This is a genomic window from Pseudomonas sp. ABC1, assembly GCF_013395055.1.
Classification (GTDB): Bacteria; Pseudomonadota; Gammaproteobacteria; order Pseudomonadales; family Pseudomonadaceae; genus Stutzerimonas.
Genome location: NZ_CP058349.1, coordinates 3,297,085 through 3,315,898 on the forward strand (window position 1 = coordinate 3,297,085; position 18,814 = coordinate 3,315,898).

General features: G+C 64.5%; 15 protein-coding genes. 8 read left to right on the forward strand and 7 right to left on the reverse strand.

Annotated features, from left to right (window positions below):
• Position 1: 1 nt before the first annotated feature.
• Both mfd and HW090_RS14430 read right to left on the reverse strand, forming a co-directional pair.
• A complete protein-coding gene (gene mfd, locus HW090_RS14425) occupies positions 2–3,445 on the reverse strand; it encodes a transcription-repair coupling factor (RefSeq protein WP_179114168.1) in 3,444 nt (1,147 codons plus the stop codon).
• A 179-nt stretch (positions 3,446–3,624) separates the two neighbouring features.
• Entirely contained in the window at positions 3,625–4,077 is a 453-nt protein-coding gene (locus tag HW090_RS14430; RefSeq protein WP_179114169.1) for a thioesterase domain-containing protein, read from the reverse strand.
• Between the two features lie 296 nt (positions 4,078–4,373).
• Here HW090_RS14430 and HW090_RS14435 point away from each other — a divergent pair, with 296 nt between their 5' ends.
• Positions 4,374–5,387 carry a class 1 fructose-bisphosphatase gene (locus HW090_RS14435; RefSeq protein ID WP_179114170.1) on the forward strand — a complete coding sequence of 338 codons (1,014 nt, stop codon included), beginning with the start codon at positions 4,374–4,376 and terminating at the stop codon, positions 5,385–5,387.
• Between the two features lie 69 nt (positions 5,388–5,456).
• On the opposite strand, the gene rep is transcribed toward HW090_RS14435, so the two are convergent.
• From rep to HW090_RS14450, 3 genes are all read right to left on the reverse strand, one after another.
• Positions 5,457–7,466, reverse strand: a complete 2,010-nt coding sequence (gene rep / locus HW090_RS14440; protein ID WP_179114171.1) for a DNA helicase Rep — start codon at positions 7,464–7,466, stop codon at positions 5,457–5,459.
• A gap of 128 nt (positions 7,467–7,594) precedes the next feature.
• Positions 7,595–8,353: a sulfite exporter TauE/SafE family protein gene (locus HW090_RS14445; RefSeq protein WP_179114172.1), complete on the reverse strand. Its 759-nt coding sequence runs from the start codon at positions 8,351–8,353 to the stop codon at positions 7,595–7,597.
• 619 nt (positions 8,354–8,972) lie between these two features.
• Complete coding sequence (locus HW090_RS14450; protein ID WP_179114173.1) at positions 8,973–10,112, reverse strand: cysteine desulfurase family protein; 1,140 nt, start codon at positions 10,110–10,112, stop codon at positions 8,973–8,975.
• A gap of 213 nt (positions 10,113–10,325) precedes the next feature.
• On the opposite strand from HW090_RS14450, the gene HW090_RS14455 reads away from it, so the two are divergent.
• The 6 genes from HW090_RS14455 to HW090_RS14480 all read left to right on the forward strand — a co-directional run bounded on the left by HW090_RS14455 (position 10,326) and on the right by HW090_RS14480 (position 14,993).
• Positions 10,326–10,793 carry an Lrp/AsnC family transcriptional regulator gene (locus HW090_RS14455; protein ID WP_179114174.1) on the forward strand — a complete coding sequence of 156 codons (468 nt, stop codon included), beginning with the start codon at positions 10,326–10,328 and terminating at the stop codon, positions 10,791–10,793.
• 118 nt (positions 10,794–10,911) lie between these two features.
• Complete coding sequence (locus tag HW090_RS14460; protein ID WP_179114175.1) at positions 10,912–11,700, forward strand: ABC transporter substrate-binding protein; 789 nt, start codon at positions 10,912–10,914, stop codon at positions 11,698–11,700.
• A gap of 111 nt (positions 11,701–11,811) precedes the next feature.
• Positions 11,812–12,180 (forward strand): DUF4398 domain-containing protein, encoded by a 369-nt coding sequence (locus tag HW090_RS14465; protein WP_179114176.1) that lies wholly within the window; start codon positions 11,812–11,814, stop codon positions 12,178–12,180.
• Entirely contained in the window at positions 12,177–12,977 is an 801-nt protein-coding gene (locus HW090_RS14470; RefSeq protein ID WP_179114177.1) for an OmpA family protein, read from the forward strand. The genes HW090_RS14465 and HW090_RS14470 overlap by 4 nt, the downstream gene beginning before the upstream one ends.
• 152 nt (positions 12,978–13,129) lie before the next feature.
• Positions 13,130–14,581: a PLP-dependent aminotransferase family protein gene (locus HW090_RS14475; protein WP_179114178.1), complete on the forward strand. Its 1,452-nt coding sequence runs from the start codon at positions 13,130–13,132 to the stop codon at positions 14,579–14,581.
• Positions 14,582–14,606: 25 nt separating this feature from the next.
• Positions 14,607–14,993 carry a DoxX-like family protein gene (locus HW090_RS14480; protein ID WP_179114179.1) on the forward strand — a complete coding sequence of 129 codons (387 nt, stop codon included), beginning with the start codon at positions 14,607–14,609 and terminating at the stop codon, positions 14,991–14,993.
• On the opposite strand, the gene HW090_RS14485 is transcribed toward HW090_RS14480, so the two are convergent.
• Positions 14,987–15,814: an ABC transporter ATP-binding protein gene (locus tag HW090_RS14485; protein WP_179114180.1), complete on the reverse strand. Its 828-nt coding sequence runs from the start codon at positions 15,812–15,814 to the stop codon at positions 14,987–14,989. The two genes, HW090_RS14480 and HW090_RS14485, sit on opposite strands and share 7 nt — an antisense overlap.
• Positions 15,811–17,388 carry an ABC transporter permease gene (locus tag HW090_RS14490; RefSeq protein ID WP_179114181.1) on the reverse strand — a complete coding sequence of 526 codons (1,578 nt, stop codon included), beginning with the start codon at positions 17,386–17,388 and terminating at the stop codon, positions 15,811–15,813. Before HW090_RS14490 ends, HW090_RS14485 begins: the two co-directional genes overlap by 4 nt.
• Before the next feature lie 289 nt (positions 17,389–17,677).
• On the opposite strand from HW090_RS14490, the gene HW090_RS14495 reads away from it, so the two are divergent.
• Positions 17,678–18,766: an ABC transporter substrate-binding protein gene (locus HW090_RS14495; protein WP_179114182.1), complete on the forward strand. Its 1,089-nt coding sequence runs from the start codon at positions 17,678–17,680 to the stop codon at positions 18,764–18,766.
• Positions 18,767–18,814 lie beyond the last annotated feature (48 nt).

Here is an 18,814-nt window from a genome sequence, read left to right on the forward strand (position 1 = left end):
CTCAGGCACTGGCCTGCAGGCGTTCGAGCAGCGCTTCGAGGACGTTGAAGCGTTCCTCCGCGCGCTCCATCGGCACCTGGAAGCGGAACGAGGTTGCACCGTCGAAGCGGTAGCGCTTGGGCTGGCTCTGGATCAGCTTGATCAGCACCATCGGGTCGACGCTGGTCTGGGCGTCGAACTCGATGCGTCCACCCTGCGGGCCGGCGTCGATCTTGCGGATACCCAGGCTGGCCGCCTGCAACTTGAGCAGGGTCAGGCGCATCAGGTGTTTGGCCGGCTCCGGCAGCAGGCCGAAGCGGTCGATCATCTCCACTTGCAACTCTTTCAGGCCGTCCTCGTCGTTGGCGTTGGAAATGCGCTTGTAGAGGATCAGTCGCGCATGCACGTCTGGCAGGTAGTCCTCGGGGATCAGCGCCGGTACGCGCAGGTTGATCTCGGGGCCGTTGCCCAGCGGCTGCTCCAGGTTCGGCTGCTCGCCTTTCTGGATGGCCTTGACCGCGCGCTCGAGCATTTCCATGTAGAGGGTGAAGCCGACTGCCTGGATCTGCCCGCTCTGGCCGTCGCCGAGCAGTTCGCCGGCGCCGCGTATCTCCAGGTCGTGTGTGGCCAGCACGAAGCCGGCGCCGAGGTCCTGGGCGTTGGCGATGGCTTCCAGACGCCGGCTGGCGTCTTCGGTCATCTGCTTGCGCGGTGGTGTCAGCAGGTAGGCGTAGGCCTGGTGGTGGCTGCGGCCGACGCGGCCACGCAATTGGTGCAGCTGTGCCAGGCCGAACTTGTCCGCGCGCTCGATGATGATGGTGTTGGCGCTGGGCACGTCGATGCCGGTCTCGATGATGGTCGAGGCCACCAGCACATTGAAGCGCTTGTGGTAGAAGTCGCCCATCACCTGTTCCAGCTCACGCTCGCGCATCTGCCCGTGGCCGATGCCGATGCGCGCCTCGGGCACCAGCTCGGCAAGGTCGGCGGCGCATTTTTCGATGGTTTTCACATCGTTGTGCAGATAGTAGACCTGGCCGCCGCGCAGCAGCTCACGCAGCAGCGCTTCCTTGATGGTCGGCTTGTTCGCCTCCATGACGAAGGTGCGCACCGACAGCCGCCGCGCCGGCGGGGTGGCGATGATCGACAGGTCGCGCATGCCGGCCACCGCCATGTTCAGGGTGCGTGGGATCGGCGTGGCGGTCAGGGTGAGGATGTCCACCTCGCTGCGCAGCGCCTTGAGCTGTTCCTTCTGGCGTACACCGAAACGGTGTTCCTCGTCGATGATGACCAGCCCCAGGTTGGCGAACTTCACGTCGTCCTGCAGCAGTTTGTGGGTGCCGATGACGATGTCCAGCTTGCCCTCGGCCAGTTGCTGTACCGCGCCTTCCACATCCTTGGCGCTCTTGAAGCGGCTCATCACCTCGACTTTCACCGGCCAGTCGGCGAAGCGGTCGCGAAAGCTGTTGTAGTGCTGCTGGGCGAGCAGGGTGGTGGGCACCAGTACGGCGACCTGCCTGCCACTATGGACGGCGATGAAGGCGGCGCGCATGGCCACTTCGGTCTTGCCGAAGCCGACGTCGCCGCAGATCAGGCGGTCCATCGGTCGTGGCGCCAGCATGTCGGCGCGCACGGCGTCGATGGCGGCCTGCTGGTCGGGGGTTTCCTCGAAGGGGAAGCCGGCACTGAAGGTTTCGTAGTCCAGTTGCGGGTCGCGGAAGGCGTAGCCTTCGCGGGCGGCGCGGCGGGCATAGATGTCGAGCAGTTCGGCGGCGACGTCGCGCACCTGTTCTGCCGCCTTGCTGCGCGCCTTCTGCCATTGCTCCGAACCGAGCCGGTGCAGCGGGGCCAGGGCATCGTCGCTGCCGGTGTAGCGGGCGATCAGGTGCAGGCTGGCGACCGGCACGTAGAGCTTGGCCTCGTCGGCGTATTGCAGGGCGAGGAACTCGGCGGGCTGGTCCTCGATCTCCAGGGTGATCAGCCCCAGGTAGCGGCCGACGCCGTGGTCGATATGCACCACCGGCGAACCTTCGCGCAGTTCGGTGAGGTTCTTGATCACGTTGTCGCCGCCGTCGCGACTCTTCTCGCGGCGACGACGCTGCATGATGCGCTGGCCGAACAGCGGGCTCTCGGCGATCAGCGCCAGTTCCGGTTGCTCCAGCAGCAGGCCGTCGTCCAGCGGTGCGATGGTGATCGCCAGGCGCTCGTCGCTGGCAATGAAGCCCGGCCAGCCGTCGACGCTCTGTGGCCTCAGTTTGAGGCGCGCCAGCAGTTCCAGCAGCACTTCGCGGCGGCCTGCCGACTCGGCGGTGAACAGCACCCGACCGGGGAATTCTTCCAGGAAGCGCCGCAGGGCGCCCAGCGGCTCGCTGGCCCGGGCCTCGATCGCCAGCTCCGGCAACACCTTGGCGGGCAGGCGCTCGCGGCCGATACCGGGTTCGATGTCCTGTGCGTCGGCGACCACCCGCGGCCACTGTTTCAGGCGTGCGAAGCAGTCTTCCACCGGCAGGAACAGTTCGTTCGGCGGCAGCAACGGCCGCTCCGGGTCGACATGGCGCTCTTCGTAGCGGTTGCGCACGTCCTTCCAGAACTGCTCGGCAGCCTGTTCGATGCCCGGCAGCGAGAACACCTGGGTGTCGGCGGGGATGTAGTCGAACAGCGTGGCGGTTTCATCGAAGAACAGCGGCAGGTAGTACTCGATACCGGCCGGGGTGATGCCGGTGGAGAGGTCTTGGTAGATCGGGCAGCGGCGGAAGTCCACGTCGAAGCGCTCGCGGAAGCGTGCACGGAAGCCGGTTACCGAGGCCTTTTGCAGCGGGAATTCGCGGGCTGGCAGCAGGCGGATGGACTCCACCTTGTCGATGGAGCGCTGGTTCTCCGGGTCGAAGGTGCGCAGCGTCTCGATTTCGTCGTCGAACAGGTCGATGCGGAACGGCTGCGGGCTGCCCATCGGGAACAGGTCGATCAGTGCGCCGCGCACGGCGAACTCGCCATGTTCGTAGACGGTTTCCACGCAACGGTAGCCGGCCCCTTCCAGGTTGAGCCGCATCTGTTCCACGTTCAGCTTCTGGCCGACATCCAGCACCAGGCTGGAACCCAGCAGGAAGCGCTTGGGCGCCAGGCGGTGCAGGGCGGTGCTGATCGGCACCACCAGCACGCCGTGCTCCAGTTGCGGCAACTGGTAGAGCGCGGAGATACGCTGGGAAATGATGTCCTGGTGCGGCGAGAACAGGTCGTAGGGCAGGGTTTCCCAGTCGGGGAAGTGCAGCACTGGCAAGTTGGGCGCGAAGAACGCCAGTTCTTCCTGCAAGCGGTCGGCGCTACGGCTGTCGGCGGTGAGCAGCAGGGTGAAGCGTTTGGCACTGCTGGCGGCCTCGGCGATGGCCAGGCTCAGCGCGGCACCGGGCAGGTTGCCCCAGTGTTGCTTGCCGCTCGCGGCAGGCATGGACGGAAGGCGCAATACGGACACGGCGTACGTGGCTCCGGAAATGATGGAAGCCGGGGATTGTAACGCTAGAAGCCGTTGCAAGCTGCAAGCTTCAAACAGGCTGTCGGGGAGAGGGGGCGCGCTGACGTGGAGGGCATGACGCCGCACCACCCCGTCACGGGTGGCGGGGCGGTGTCAGGGTTTCAGGTGTGCTGCCGTTCTTACTTGTGCAGGACGAACTGGCCGCTGAAGCGCACGGCTTCCCGACCGTCGGCGGTCAGGATGTGGCTGTCGAGGGCGATCCGCGAGCGACCACGGCGGCGGTAGATGGTCTCGAAGCGTTCCCAGGCCTCATCCGAGGGTGGCGGGCAGACGGCGATGGCATCGTCGAGCACGGGGAGCGGATAGGCGATCTGCCCTTCGTGGATGACGATATGGCCATCCTCGATGCCTGCTTCGCGCAGGCGCAGGTGCATCCAGCCCCAGCCGGCCAGGACCGACACGCAGTACAGGCTGCCGCCGAACATGCTGCTCTTGTGGTTGATGTTTTCCTGCAGCGGCGCACGCAGGCGCAGCTCATGGTTCTCCCATTGCTCGACACGCAGGCCCATGGCGCGTGTCAGCGGGATGTCGTGATGAAGGATGGCTTCCAGGTAACTGCTATCGCGGCTCATGCCGGGGAGATTCCTAAAACAGAACGTTGCGGATACAGGCAGACGGCAAGCATGACGGCTGAGTCACGGTTTTACCAGTAACAAACGATCTTTTAGCGTGGTTGCAGTCAATTGGTAACCTTGGGCTGATAGGCGCCGCAGCGGAAAAACGGCGGCCTCCTGGCGGCCAGGATCGGGGCGTGCATAGGGTGTGGCACACGACGACTTCGCGCGTTCGGCTGCTTTTACCCGCTTTCTGCCATTGCGCGCCGAGTCGCGTTAAACTGCGCGCATTTTCCAGCCCCCGGAGCCTCTCCATGTCCCGCGTAACCCTGAGCCGCTACCTGATCGAACAGACCCGCAGCAATAACACGCCTGCGGATCTGCGTTTCCTTATCGAAGTGGTGGCGCGTGCGTGCAAGGAAATCAGCCATGCGGTTTCCAAGGGTGCGCTGGGCGGCGTGCTGGGCAGCATGGGCACCGAGAACGTGCAGGGCGAGGTGCAGAAGAAGCTGGACGTACTGTCCAACGAAATCCTGCTGGAAGCCAACGAGTGGGGCGGTCACCTGGCCGGCATGGCTTCCGAAGAAATGGACAATGCCTACCAGATCCCCGGCAAATACCCCAAGGGCGCCTACCTGCTGGTCTTCGACCCGCTGGACGGCTCCAGCAACATCGACGTCAACGTCTCGGTCGGCACCATCTTCTCGGTCCTGCGCTGCCCAGGTGAGTGTTTCAGCCAGAACGATGCCCTGGGCGAGGAAGCCTTCCTGCAACCCGGTACCCAGCAGGTGGCCGCCGGTTATGCGATCTATGGTCCGCAGACCATGCTGATGCTGACACTGGGCAATGGCGTCAAGGGCTTCACCCTGGACCGCGAGCTGGGCAGCTTCGTCCTGACCCACGACGATATCCGCGTGCCGCAGGCCACCGCCGAGTTCGCCATCAACATGTCCAACCAGCGCCACTGGGAAGCCCCGGTGCAGCGTTATGTCGAGGAACTGCTGGCGGGCGAGACCGGGCCGCTGGAGAAGAACTACAACATGCGCTGGATCGCCTCGATGGTGGCGGACGTGCACCGCATCCTGACCCGTGGCGGCGTCTTCATGTACCCACGCGATGCCCGCGAGCCGGAGAAGCCCGGCAAGCTGCGGCTGATGTACGAGGCCAACCCGATGTCGTTCATCATCGAGCAGGCGGGCGGCGCCTCGACCAACGGCTACCAGCGCATCCTCGACCTGCAACCCGAGTCCCTGCACCAGCGTGTGGCGGTCTTCCTTGGCTCCAAGGACGAGGTCGAGCGCATCACCGGGTATCACCAGAAAAGCTGATGGGCGTAGGCGTGCGGTGTTGATCGCACAGGTGCGCGTGGCGCACCCTACGGCCTTCGTGCAGCCGCTTCAGCGCTTCAACATCGCCCGGATATCCGCCAGGGCGGTGTTGCCTCGGGCGGCCTTGACCTCCACCGGCGCCTCTTCCTGGCCTTCCCACTCCAGATCCTCGGGCGGCAGTTCGTCGAGGAAGCGGCTGGGCAGGCAATCGATTACCTCGCCGTACTGCTTGCGTTTGGCGGCGAAGGTGAAGGCCAGCGTCTGGCGCGCGCGGGTGATGCCGACGTAGGCCAGGCGGCGTTCTTCTTCGATGGTGTCGGCCTCGATGCTGGAGCGGTGCGGGAGGATTTCCTCCTCCATGCCGATGACGAACACATAGGGAAACTCCAGCCCCTTGGAGGCGTGCAGGGTCATCATCTGCACACCCTCGGCGCCATCTTCCTCTTCCTGCTGGCGCTCCAGCATGTCGCGCAGGACCAGCTTGGCGATGGCCTGCTCGATGGTCATGTCGCCATCTTCGTCCTTTTCCAGAGTGTTCTTCAGCGCCTCGATAAGGAACCAGACGTTGCCCATGCGGAAGTCGGCGGCCTTGTCGCTTGAGGTGTGCTGGCGTATCCAGTTCTCGTAGTCGATGTCCGCCACCATGCTGCGCAGGGCGGCGATCGGGTCGTCCTGGGCGCATTGCTGGCGCAGGCGGTCCATGTAGTGCTTGAAGCGTTGCAGGCGGTCGATGTAGCGGCTGTCTAGGTGCGCGGCGAGGCCGATCTCGTCGCAGGCGGCGTACATCGAGGTCTGGCGCTCGGTGGCGTAGTTGCCGAGCTTCTCCAGGGTGGTCGAGCCGATTTCCCGGCGCGGTACGTTGATCACCCGCAGGAAGGCGTTGTCGTCGTCCGGGTTGACCAGCAGGCGGAAGTAGCTCATCAGGTCCTTCACTTCCTGGCGGGCGAAGAAGCTGGTGCCGCCGGACAGCCGGTAGGGGATCTGGTGGTGTTGCAGCTTCAGCTCGATCAGCTTGGCCTGGTGGTTGCCCCGGTAGAGGATGGCGAAATCGCTGTAGGGCCGCTGGTGGCGCATGTGCAGGGTGAGGATTTCCAGTGCCACGCGCTCGGCCTCGGCCTCCTCGTTGCGGCAGCGGATCACGCGGATCGGGTCGCCGTGGCCCATCTCGCTCCACAGCTGCTTCTCGAAGGCGTGGGGGTTGTTGGCGATCAGCACGTTGGCGCACTTGAGGATGCGGCTGGTGGAGCGGTAGTTCTGCTCCAGCATCACCACCTTCAGCGACGGGAAGTCTTCCTTGAGCTGCATCAGGTTCTCGGGCCGCGCGCCACGCCAGGCGTAGATCGACTGATCGTCGTCACCGACCACGGTGAAGTGCGCGCGCTCCTCCACCAGCAGCTTGACCAGCAGGTACTGGCTGGCGTTGGTGTCCTGGTATTCGTCCACCAGCATGTAGCGCACGCGGTTGCGCCACTTCTCCAGCACCTCGGGGTGATCCTGGAACAGCTTCACCGGCTGCAGGATCAGGTCGTCGAAGTCCACCGCGTTGTAGGCCTTGAGGGTGCGCTGGTAGTGGGTGTAGACGATGGCGGCGGTCTGCTCCCGTGGGTTGCGCGCCTCGGCCAGGGCCTGTTCCGGCAGTATCAGGTCGTTCTTCCAGTTGCCGATGTAGCCCTTGATCTCGTCCACGCCGTCGTCGCCGGAATATTCCTTCTGCATGATGTCGGACAGCAGCGATTTGATATCGCCTTCGTCGAAGATCGAGAAACCGGGCTTGTAGCCCAGGCGGGCGTACTCCTTGCGGATGATGTTCAGGCCCAGGTTGTGAAAGGTGGAGACGGTCAGCCCCTTGCCTTCTCCGGGGCGCAGCAGGCTGCTGACGCGCTCCTTCATCTCGCGGGCGGCCTTGTTGGTGAAGGTCACGGCGACGATGTACTGGGCGCGGATACCGCATTGCTGGATCAGGTAGGCGATCTTGCGGGTGATCACGCTGGTCTTGCCGGAGCCGGCGCCGGCCAGCACCAGCATCGGCCCACCGATGTAGTTGACGGCTTCCTGCTGGCGGGGATTGAGGCGGGACATGGCGGTGATCGGCTGTTGTACGAAGGGCCGGGTATTCTAGCAGCTCGGCCTCCGCTGCCGTAGGGTGCGCCGCGCGCACCGGGATCATGCGCGGCAGTGCAGGCGGTGCGCATGGCGCACCCTGCGGTTCAGGTGATCCAGAAATAGTAGAGCGTCATCCCGCCACCGACGCTAATGACCAGTACGCGCAGCCAGCTTGCTGGCAGTTTCTGGCTCAGGGCGCCTCCCGCATAGCCGCCCAGGGTGGTGCCGACCAGCAGCACCAGCAATTCAAGCCAACTGACGCGCCCGGCGATGATGAAGGTCAGGCTGGCGACGCTGTAGATCACCGCCGAGATCAGGTTCTTCAAGGCGTTCGAACGGACCAGCGGATGGCCTTCGATGGAGAAGGCCGCCAGTTGCAGGATGCCCATGCCGGCACCGAAGTAGCCACCGTAGACCGAGACCAGCCCGTGGGCGGCGAGGGAGATCGGCGTGTGTGGCGGGCGTTCGGCTTCCTTGCGACAGGCGGCCAGCAGGCGCCCCAGCAAGGGGCTGAAGGCGAACAACAGCGTCGCGAGCAGCAGCAGCCAGGGGATCATCTTGCTGAAGACCGCGTCGCCGCCGACCAGCAGCAAGAGGCCGCCCAGGAGTCCACCGGCCAGGCCTGCCAGCAGCAGTGGCACCAGGTAGCGCCCGAGGGGTTGCAGGCTGGAGCGGGCCGCCCAGGCACCGGACAGGCTGGCGGGCCAGAGCGCGACGGCATTGGTGGCGTTGGCTGTGACCGGCGGCAAGCCGATGGCCAGCAGTGCCGGGAAAGAGAAGAACGTACCGCCACCGGCCAGTGCATTCATACCGCCTGCGGCAAAGCCGGCGAGCACCAGCAGAAGGATATCGCTGAGGGACATGGGCTGCTCCGTCGATTGTTGTTCTTGGAACCGTTGCGGAGCGGGATGATAAGCAAGCTACAAGCTACAAGCTACAAGCTACAAGCTACTGGACGCGGTCCCCACTACTGCCATTCCCGCGCAGGCGCACTGCTGTCCGGTACGGGTTTTGCCTGGCCCACGATACGGTGGCCTTGCGCTCATCGCTCCTGGCATCCGCACAGCCGTCTGCGGCGGTGACTGTAGGAAGAAGCCCGCTGGCCTTAGCCTTGCGCACCTAGGCTCCCGCCTGCGCGGGAGCGACGGGGTGAGCTTTTCCCCTGGGTCACTTCGGTATTGACTGCGAGCCCGGCCAGCCCCTCGGAGCAACCTTCGCCGACAGGGATGTCGGCGTAGAGCCTCAGGGATGAGTGCATGCGTGTTGCGTAGAGGGGCTGGTCGGGCTCGCGATACGCGGTCATGAGAACGAACAGCCTAGGACGCGATATTGAGTCGGCAGAGCAAGCCTCAAACCGCACATCCAGGCTTCATAAGCCTTGCAGCCCTCAGGGGCAAAACCCGTACCGGACAGCAGTGCGCGAAGGCGGGAATCCATTCGGTAGTTGCGACACCACGGGCCTTGTGGCTCCGGTGGCGAAGCTCAGCCCGCCAGCGCCTGGCGGATCACTTCTACGGCCCGTTGCACGTCTTCGCGGCGGGTATGCCGGCCCAGGCTCAGGCGCAGGCTGCTGTAGGCCTGCGCCGGGCTCAGGCCAAGGGCCAGCAGTACATGGGACGGGCCGCCGCTGGCCGAGTTGCAGGCGGAGGTGGTGGACAGGGCCAGCTCTTCGCCAAGGTCGCCGGGTTCGAAGCCGGGGCGTTCGATCAGCAGGTTGAGCGTGTGCGGGATGCGCTGGCTGGCGCTGCCGTTGAGGCGTACGCCGGGCAAGGCCAGCAGGGCATCGCGCAGCAGCGCGGAGAGTTCGTCGATGCGCTGGCGCTCTTGCGCCATTTCCGCCTGGGCGAGGGCGAAGGCGCTGCCCATACCGACGATCTGGTGGGTGGCCAGGGTGCCGGAGCGCAGCCCCTGTTCATGCCCGCCGCCGTGGATCTGCGCGCGCAGCGACTCCCGCGCGCGTTCGCCGACATAGAGCATGCCGATGCCTTTCGGGCCATAGGTCTTGTGTGCGGAGAAGGACATCAGGTCCACCGCCAGGCGGGCCAGGTCGATATCCACCTTGCCGGTCGCCTGGGCGGCGTCAACGTGGAACAGCGCACCTTGCTCGCGAACCAGCGCACCGATGGCGGCGATATCGGTCAGGGTGCCCAGTTCGTTGTTGACCAGCATCAGCGACACCAGCAGGGTGTCGTCGCGCAGCGCAGCGCGCACGGCTTTGGGCTGGATCAGGCCTTCAGTGTCGGGTTCCAGCCAGGTCACCGGGAACCCTTGCTGTTCCAGTTGCAGGACCGTATCCAGCACTGCCTTGTGTTCCAGACGGCTGGTGACGATATGTCGACGCGCACCATCACCGCCCTGGGCGACCCCCTTGATCGCCAGGTTGTTCGACTCGGTGGCACCGGAGGTCCAGACCAGGTCGTCCGCGCTGGCGCCGACCAGATCACCCACTTGTTGCCGAGCCAGTTCCACGGCGGCGCGAGCATGCTGGCCGAAGGCATGGGAACTGGATGCAGGGTTGCCGAATGTGCCGGTATTGCCCAGGCAGGCGAGCATGGCCTGGATGACACGGTCATCGACTGGGGTGGTGGCGGCGTAATCGAAATACAGCGGTAGTGTGGTCATGGTCTCTGGCAGGCGATTTCGGTGGATGAATGGCAGGAAATGCTACTGACGCGCCCGGAGAATTTTTTTGATTATCGATCCCTGTTTTTGTATTAATGAAGAATATTTTTCCATTAATGCCGTTTATTTCGATAGATATTTTCATGGATAAACTCCACGAGAATTTGTTTATTCCACACTGGAATAAATGGCCTTTGGCACGGGTGCACAGTCATGGACAAATTCGACCGGGGGATTCTGGATCTGCTGCAGGACGACTGCGTGCGCTCCGTGGCGCAGATCGCCGAGCGGATCGGCCTGGGCAATACCGCCTGCTGGCGGCGTATCCAGCGGCTGGAAGAGTTGGGGGTGATCCGAGGGCGCGTGGCGCTGCTCGATCCGCGTCAGTTGAATGTCGCGGTCACAGTGTTCGCGGCGATCCGCACCAACCAGCACAATGCCGACTGGCTCGAGCAGTTCCATGCCAGTATCAGCACCATGGAGGAGGTGGTCGACTGCTATCGCATGGCCGGCGACACCGACTACCTGCTGCGCATCGTGATTCCGGATATCTCCGGTTATGACGCGGTCTACAAACGCCTGATCGGGATTCCCGGCATCACTGACGTCAGCTCCAGCTTCGCCATGGAGCAGATCAAGTCCACCACCCGCCTGCCCCTGCATTACCTGGCCGCGTCATGAGCATCTGTTCACGACCTGTGGCTTTGGCTCGCGATATCGCGAGCAGGTTCTGGGCCCGGCGGATGCTACTATGCGCGCCCTGTCGGCCGGTCATGGATTCGAAGGAGGCTGTCGGCCCATGCGTCTTGTCTGTTCCATTCTGCTGAGTGCTCTCGCGGTGCTGCCCCCATGGGCCGCTGCCTCCGTGGGCAAGTGCGATTACCTGGTGGCCACTGGCGCGGGAGACAACCCGCCCTTCCTGTGGCGCGACCCGCAAGACGCCAAGCGCCTGATCGGTGCCAATGCGGACCTGCTCAAACGCATCGGCGATGGCCTTGGCCTGACCATCGATGTACTGCGTAGCGGTGACGCCCGGGCGGCCTGGCAGGAAGTCGAGAGCGGGCGCATGGACATCCTGGCCGATGCCCGCCAGCCAGCCCAGGCCGCGGCCATGGACTTTATCGAGCCGCCGATTGCCGTGCTGGACACCACCGCCTGGGTGCGCAAGGACCAGCCGTTGGTCTATGCCGAGCCAGGGCATCTGGTTGGGCACCGGGGCTTGTTCAGCAAGGGGGCGAACCCGGACACATCCCTGTTCGAACACTTGCAGGCGCAGGGTGTGAGCGGCTTCACCCGTGGTCTGCAACAGGTCCTGGGCGACCAGGCCGATTACCTGCTGTACGAGCGCTATGGCGCGGTGGCGCGGTTGGGTGCGCTGGGTGAGCTGGACGCCGTGCAACGCCTCGAACCGCCCGTGGCGCAACAGAGTATGCACCTTGCCATCGGCCATGATTCGTCCTGCAACGATCCGGACCTGCGCGCGCAGCTGGAAAAGAAGATGAGAGAATTGCAGGCCTCCGGCGAGACCCGGAAGCTACTGCTGGACAACCTGAAGCGCTGGCGTGAGCAACAGGCCACCGCCCGCTGACACGCCCCTGTTCGACAGGCGTCGAGGCGTGCTGCGTTCAAGCCGGGTCGCCCCGCGCAAGGTCTTTGCCGGCAGCCATGGCCCCGGCGTTTTTTCGAGGATCGCTATTTCATGAGAAAGACTGGCAGCCATGCCTTTTTCCCCCTGGCATTCGTGCCGCTGGCGCTGCTGTATGGCTGTGCCCGTGACCCGTTGCCCACCGAACAATTGCGCCTGAGTGAACAGGTGATCGTGCAGGCGCGCGCCGTGGGTGCCACGGAGGAAACCCCTGAGTTGAAGACGGCCCAGCAGAAGCTCGGGCTGGCGCATGCCGAGATGGTGCATCGTCGCTACAAGCAGGCACGCCTGCTGGCCGAGCAGGCCGAGCTGGATGCACGCCTGGCCGAGGCGCGGGTGCTGGGCGAGAAGAGCAAGGCGCAGCAAGCCGAACTGGGGCGCCAGATCGAGCAGTTGCGCAAAGACGTGGGAGCGTTGAAATGAACCTGTCGATGCCGCTGGCGGCTGTGCTGGGGCTGCTTCTGACGGGGTGTGCCCTGGATGAGCAGGCGCGCGTGCTGGACGAGGCACAGGCGTCCTACCAGGCGGTGCAGAATGACGAGTCGATCGTTCGCCATGCGCCCAAGGATGTGCTGCGGGCCGGTGAAACGCTGGAGCGTGCGCAGCGTTTCGGCGGCTACCTCGGCAGCCGCGAGGATGTCCTTCACTACAGTTACCTGAGCCAGCGCTACAGCCAGATCGCACGCGAACATGCCGATCTGGTGCAGGGACGCGAGCGCCTGGGGCATCTGCAACGTCAGCGCGAGCGCATGCAACTGGCGCTGGAAGGCGCCAGGATGGCGAGTGCGACACCCGGACAGCAGGACCCGCAGGATCAACTGATCAGCCTGGCCGCCACCGAAACCGACCGTGGTTTGCTGATGACCCTGGGCGATGTGCTGTTTACCGCCAACTCGACCGAACTGAGTCCTGCGGCCAATCGCACGTTGCTCAGGCTCGTGCAGTTCCTGCAGTTGAACCCGAAGCGTTCGGTGCGGGTGGAGGGCTACACCGATAACCGTGGCGATGAAGGCGAGAACCAGCGTCTTTCCCAGGCACGCGCACAGGTGGTGGCCGACTTGCTGAACAGCCTGGGCATCGATGCTTCGCGTATCGCTGTGGTTGGCTATGGGCATCTCTACCCCTTGGCGGAAAATGCCTCGGCACGGGGCCGGGCACAGAATCGCCGGGTGGAAATCCTCTTCTCGGACGATCAGGGCCAACTGGCGCCGCTGCGCTGATACGGTCGTTTTGCGCGGGGTGCGTGTAGCGCCCCGTCCGTGTCGAAAGCCTCTGGATTGGCCGCAGATGTATCTGTTTGATGCAAACTGTACCGGTTATTTCGTGACGGGATAGGCTACTGTTACGGTTCAGTTGCCAAAGAGCGTGCGTCATGACCAATCTGTTGCTTTACCAGCGCATTGCCCAGCAACTGGCCGAAGATATCCGCCGTGGTGTCTACCGTCCCGGTGAGCGCGTGCCGTCGGTGCGCAAGATGAGCCTGCGGCTGAACGTCAGCCACGCGACCGTGCTGCAGGCCTACGCCAACCTGGAAGACCAGGGCATGATCCGTGCCCGTCCGCAATCAGGCTTCTATGTACACCAGACCCCGGCACTGACGGCGCCCACGCCGGACATCGCGCAGGTGGAGCGGCCGCACCTGGTCACGCGCAGCAGCATCATCAATCAGGTACTCAGCGAGTCGCGGCGCGAAGGCGTGATCCCGCTGGGTGCCGCCGTGCCCCATCCCGATTACCTGCCGATTCGCGTGCTGCGCCAGTACCTGTCGCGGGTCACTCGCTTCCAGAGCGCGCAGGCTTTCAGCTACGTGTTCAGCCCCGGCTACGAACCGTTGCGCCGGCAGGTGGCGATCCGTATGCGCGACGCCGGTGTGGTGGTCGATCCCAGCGAAGTGATCATTACCCATGGCTGCGTCGATGCCTTGCAGATGGCCCTGCGCGTGCTGACCGCGCCGGGCGATCTGATCGCCGTGGAGTCGCCGAGCTACTACGGCCTGCTGCAACTGGCCGATCTGCTGGGTCTCAAGGTCATCGAGATTCCCAGTGATCCGGACACCGGCATCAGTGTCGAGGCCCTGCAACTGGCCGCCGCCCAATGGCCGATCAAGACCCTGGTGATGACCGCGCGCCTGAGCAATCCGCTCGGCGGCGCCATGAGCGACAGTCGACAGAAACAGTTGATGGATGTCGCCGAGCGTTTCGATTTCCAGATCATCGAGGACGATATCTACGGTGAGCTGGTGTTCGAGCAGGGCGTGTTCAAGGCGCTCAAGTCGCATGACCGTAACGACCGCGTGCTCTATTGCTCCAGCTTCTCCAAGACCCTGTCCCCCGGCGTGCGCATCGGCTGGGTGATCGCCGGGCGTTATCAGGATGCGGTTCAACGCCTGCAGACCTTCAGCACCTATTCGGCGTGCAGCGTGACGCAACTGGGGGTGGCGGCTTACCTGGAGAATGGTGGTTACGACCGTCATTTGCGGCATATCCGCCAGGAGTATTGCAGCAATATCTCGGCCTACCAGTTGGCGGTGCAGCGCTACTTCCCGGACGGCACGCAGATGACCCGGCCCAAGGGCAACTTCATCCTCTGGGTCAGCCTGCCGGCCAGGGTCAACACCAAGACGCTGCATGCCTGGGCGCTGGAGCGGGGCATCAGCATCGCGCCGGGGCTGATCTTCAGCAACACCGAGCAGTTCAACCACTGTATCCGCCTGAACTGCGGGATTCCCTGGAGTCCCAGCGTCGACCGGGCGTTGCAGACCCTCGGCGAGCTGGCTGTGCAACTGTGCCGGCAGGCCACCGAGTGGCCCGAGGCACTGCGCTAGCCCCGGCAGGGGTTGAAGGATGGGTATGAAAGGAGAGGCTATGGTGCAGTTGGCGCGTTATGTGATCGGCCTGAGCTGGGTCTATCACGGTATTTTCCCCAAGCTGCTCCAGGTCGCGTCACTGGAACTGGCGATGACCTCCAGCCTGGGTTTTCCCCCGGAGCAGACCTTGTGGCTGATCAAGGCGGGTGGGCTGGCCGAAGTCATCTTCGGCGTCCTGTTCATCTGCTGCTATCGCATGCGCTGGGCACAGTTGGCCAGCATCGCCGGGCTGGTCGGGCTGCTGTTGTTCGCTGCCGTGATGACACCCTTCGTATTGCTCGAAGCATTCAACCCGGTCACCACCAATGTTCCGTTGATCGTGCTGGGTGTCTATCTGTTACGGCAGCAGGTCGTGGCGGGTTCTCAGTAGGCCAGTTGGCTCAGCGGCAGGTTCTCGATACGCGGCGGAGGTGCCTGGTAGTCACCGTCGCCGGTCAGTTCGAACAGCAACTCCTCGCGCAGGCGATTGAATTCGTAGCTGTTGCGGTTGCGCGGATGGGGCAGGTCGATGGTGACGACGCGCTTGATGCGCCCGGGGCGGGGCGCCATGACCACCACGCGGTCGGCGACGAAGATGGCTTCCTCGACATCATGGGTGACCAGCAGGCTGGTGATGCCAGCGCGGGCGCGGATGGCCAGCAATTCTTCCTGCATCTGTTGGCGGGTCAGCGCGTCCAGCGCGCCGAAAGGCTCGTCCAGCAGCAGGATGCGCGGGCTCGCCACCAGGCCTCGGGCGATGGCTACCCGTTGTGCCATGCCGCCGGAGAGCTGGTGCGGGTAGGCCTGCTGGAAGCCGTCCAGGCCGACCAGTTGGACCAGTTGCTCGATGCGCCGCGCCCGTTCCGTGCTGGTGAGTTTTTCGTTGACCTGGCCGAGGTCGATGTTTTGCGCGACGGTCAGCCAGGGAAACAACCGGTGCTCCTGGAAGACGATGCCACGTTCGCTGCCGATGCCGCGCACGGCCTTGCCGTCGATGCGGATTTCGCCGTCGAACGCAGTGTCCAGGCCGATCAGCAGGCGCAGCAGGGTGGACTTGCCGCAGCCACTGGAGCCGAGCAGGGCGATGGATTCGCCGTCGGCGATGTCCAGGTTGAATTCGCGGATGGCCTCCAGTTCGCCTCCGGCCACGGCGAAGCGTTTGCCGATGCCGGAAAAGCTGACGATCGGCTGCGGTGAGGTGAGGCTGTTCATGCGTGTCTCCAGCGCGTGGCGCGTGTTTCGAGCTGTTGTCCGAGGGCGTTGAGCAGGGCGCCGGTGATGCCCACCAGCAGCATGCCGGCCATCACCTGGTCCATGCGGAAGAGTTGCTGGGCACTGATCATCAGGCTGCCGATGCCGCCGTTGGATGGCATGAAGTATTCGGCACCGATGGTGCCGAGCCAGGCGAAGATCAGTGCCAGGCGCAGGCCGGCGAAGATCGCCGGCGCGGCGCCTGGCAGGATCAGCTTGCGCAGTCGCAGCAGTGGGTTCAGGCGCAGCACGCGGGCGGCTTCGTCGAGTTGTGGCGACAGGTTGGCGATGCCGCGCTGGGTGGCGATGAGCAATGGGAAGAAGGTCGCCAGGCCGACGAACACCAGTTTGGCCGGTTCGCCGAGGCCGAACCAGGCGGTGAGCAGCGGCACCCAGGCGAAGATCGCCACATGCCGCAAGACGCTGAAGGTGGGGCCGAACAGCCGTTCGGCGGGCTGCCACAGCCCGAGCAGCAGGCCCAGCAGGATGCCCAGGCTGCCGCCGAGCAGCAGGCCACCGACGGCGCGTCCGAGGCTGCGCAGCATGGCATCGATCAGGGTGGCGTCGAGCAGTCCTTGCCAGGTGGCCTGCAATACGGCCAGCGGTGTGACGAGGATATTGGCGTCGACCCAGTGCCGTTCACAGGCCAGTTGCCAGAGTGCCAGCAGCGCCAACGGTAGCAGCAGCGATTGCAGGCGCTGCCAGCCACGGGTCGTACTGCCACGGCGAAACTCCGCGGTGGGCGGGTGGGGCCAGTGGATCAGGCGGTGGTCGAGGAGGGCGATGCCCTTGTCCATGCCGATGCCGATCAGGCCGATGACCAGGATGCAGACGAAGACGATGTCCAGCATGAACAGCTGTCGGCCCCAGACCATCAGGTAGCCGATGCCTTCGCTGGAGGCCAGCAGTTCCACTGCCAGCAGCGCCGACCAGCCGGTGGCCAGCGCCAGGCGCAGGCCGGCCATGAACGAGGGCAAGGCCGCCGGGATGGTCAGGCGCCAGAGCCGCAGGTGCAGGGGCAGTCGTAGCACGGCGGCGGCTTCGCGCAGGCGCGGTTGGGCATCGCGCACGCCGACCAGCGTGTGCACCGTGATGGGGACGATGATGGCCTTGATCAGCACCACCAGCTTCAGGGCTTCGCCGATGCCGAAGAACAGCATGAACAAGGGAATCCAGGCCAGCGTCGGTACCTGCGCCAGGCTGGCGAAGGTTGGCCAGACCAGGCGTTCGGCACGTGGGCTGGCGCCGAGCAGTGCACCGAGCAGGATGCCGCTGGCGACCCCGCCGAGCAGCCCCCAGGCGAGTCGTTGCAGGCTGATGCCCAGGTGTTCCCAGAGCTCGCCCGCACCGAACTCCAGCAGGGTCTGCCAGACCAGTGACGGCGCGGGGAGAATCTGCTCGCTCATCCAGCCGAAGCGGCTGGCCAGTGACCACAGGACGAACAGCCCCACCGGCAGCAGCCAGGGCAGTACCTGTGGCAGCCAGCGCGCGGCGCCGGTTGGCGTGGACAGGGATGGGGGCTGGGCGGTGGACATCGCAGGTTTCCGGTGAAAGAGAGAAAATTCTTATGGATATATAAAAGAGAAATTCAATTCTTTTGTGTGATAAGTCGGGCATTAGAAGGAAGGGCGGTGCCCGGCAGCCAATGCATTTTTCGAATATTTTCGATGCCCTCGCTGCATCCTCCCCAAGGGTGGGCGTTGCGGATTTTCTTATATCCAAGAGATTTAAAAAAAGAATTTAATATTATTTATTTATATCCAAAGCCCTGGCCTATGGTGATGTTCCCGGTAGCACGCTTTCGTCATCGCCACGGAGCCCATTATGAAACGCCTCTCCCGATTCCTGCTTGAGAAGATCCTGCCCGCCGCCCTCGGGCTGGGTGTCTATGCCACCGCACAGGCCAGCGACGTTACAGGCCAGCGACGTTGGCCCGAGGAAATCCGTATCGCCGTGCCGGACCTGAGCGCCGGTAGCGAGCACAGTGGCGGCGGTGTCGTCGACGTATTGCGCAGCCAGCGTATCTTCGAGGAGGCGTTCGCCGCCGAGGGCGTCAAGGTGCGCTGGCTGTTCTTCAAGGGCGCGGGGCCGGTGATCAACGAAGCCTTCGCCAATGGCCAGGTCGACCTGGCCTACCTGGGCGATTTCGCCGCCATCATCGGCAAGGCCAGCGGCCTCGACACCCGTCTGCTGAGTGCCACGGCGCGCAATATCCAGCACTACCTGGGCGTGCCCAGTGGGTCTCCGATCGGGTCGCTGCAAGACTTGCGCGGTAAACGGGTCGCGGTGTTCAAGGGCACCGCCAACCAGTTGTCATTCGCCCAGGCCCTGGCCAGCCAGGGGCTCGGGGAGCGTGACGTGAAGTCGGTCAGCCTGGATTTCAACGCGGCGACCGCCGCCCTGGCGGCGCGGCAGATCGACGCTGCCTGGGGCAGTACCAACCTGCTGGCGCTGCAACTGCGTGGTCTGGCCGAACTGCCCGTGAGCACCCGTGACCTCGGTGGCGCCGGCGATCTGCAGGGTGTGCTGGTCGGCCGGGGGGAATTCGTCGAGCGTTACCCGCAACTGATCCAGCGCCTGTTGAGCGTGCAGCAGAAGGCCAGCGATTGGCTGCGTCAGGCGCAGCATCGGCAGGATTACATCGACCTGGTGGCGGGGCTTTCCGGGTATCCCCGCGCGTTGCTGGAGCGAGACCTGCAGGCGCAGGACTTCTCGGTCATCTTCGATCCCCGGCTGGATGCCGGCTTTCTCGACCGTTTGCAGAACAGCGTCGATTTCGCCGCGCAGCAGCGCTTGATCCGCAAGGATTTCGATGTGCGTGAGTGGCTGGCTGACAGCCCGGTGCAGGCGGCCAGCAGCGCGCCGCCGCTGGTGGTCGACCTTGGGTTGCTGGCAGGTGCCTTTGCCCACTGATTCCGGGGCCGATATACCCCCTCTCCCGCTTGCGGGAGAGGGCTGGGG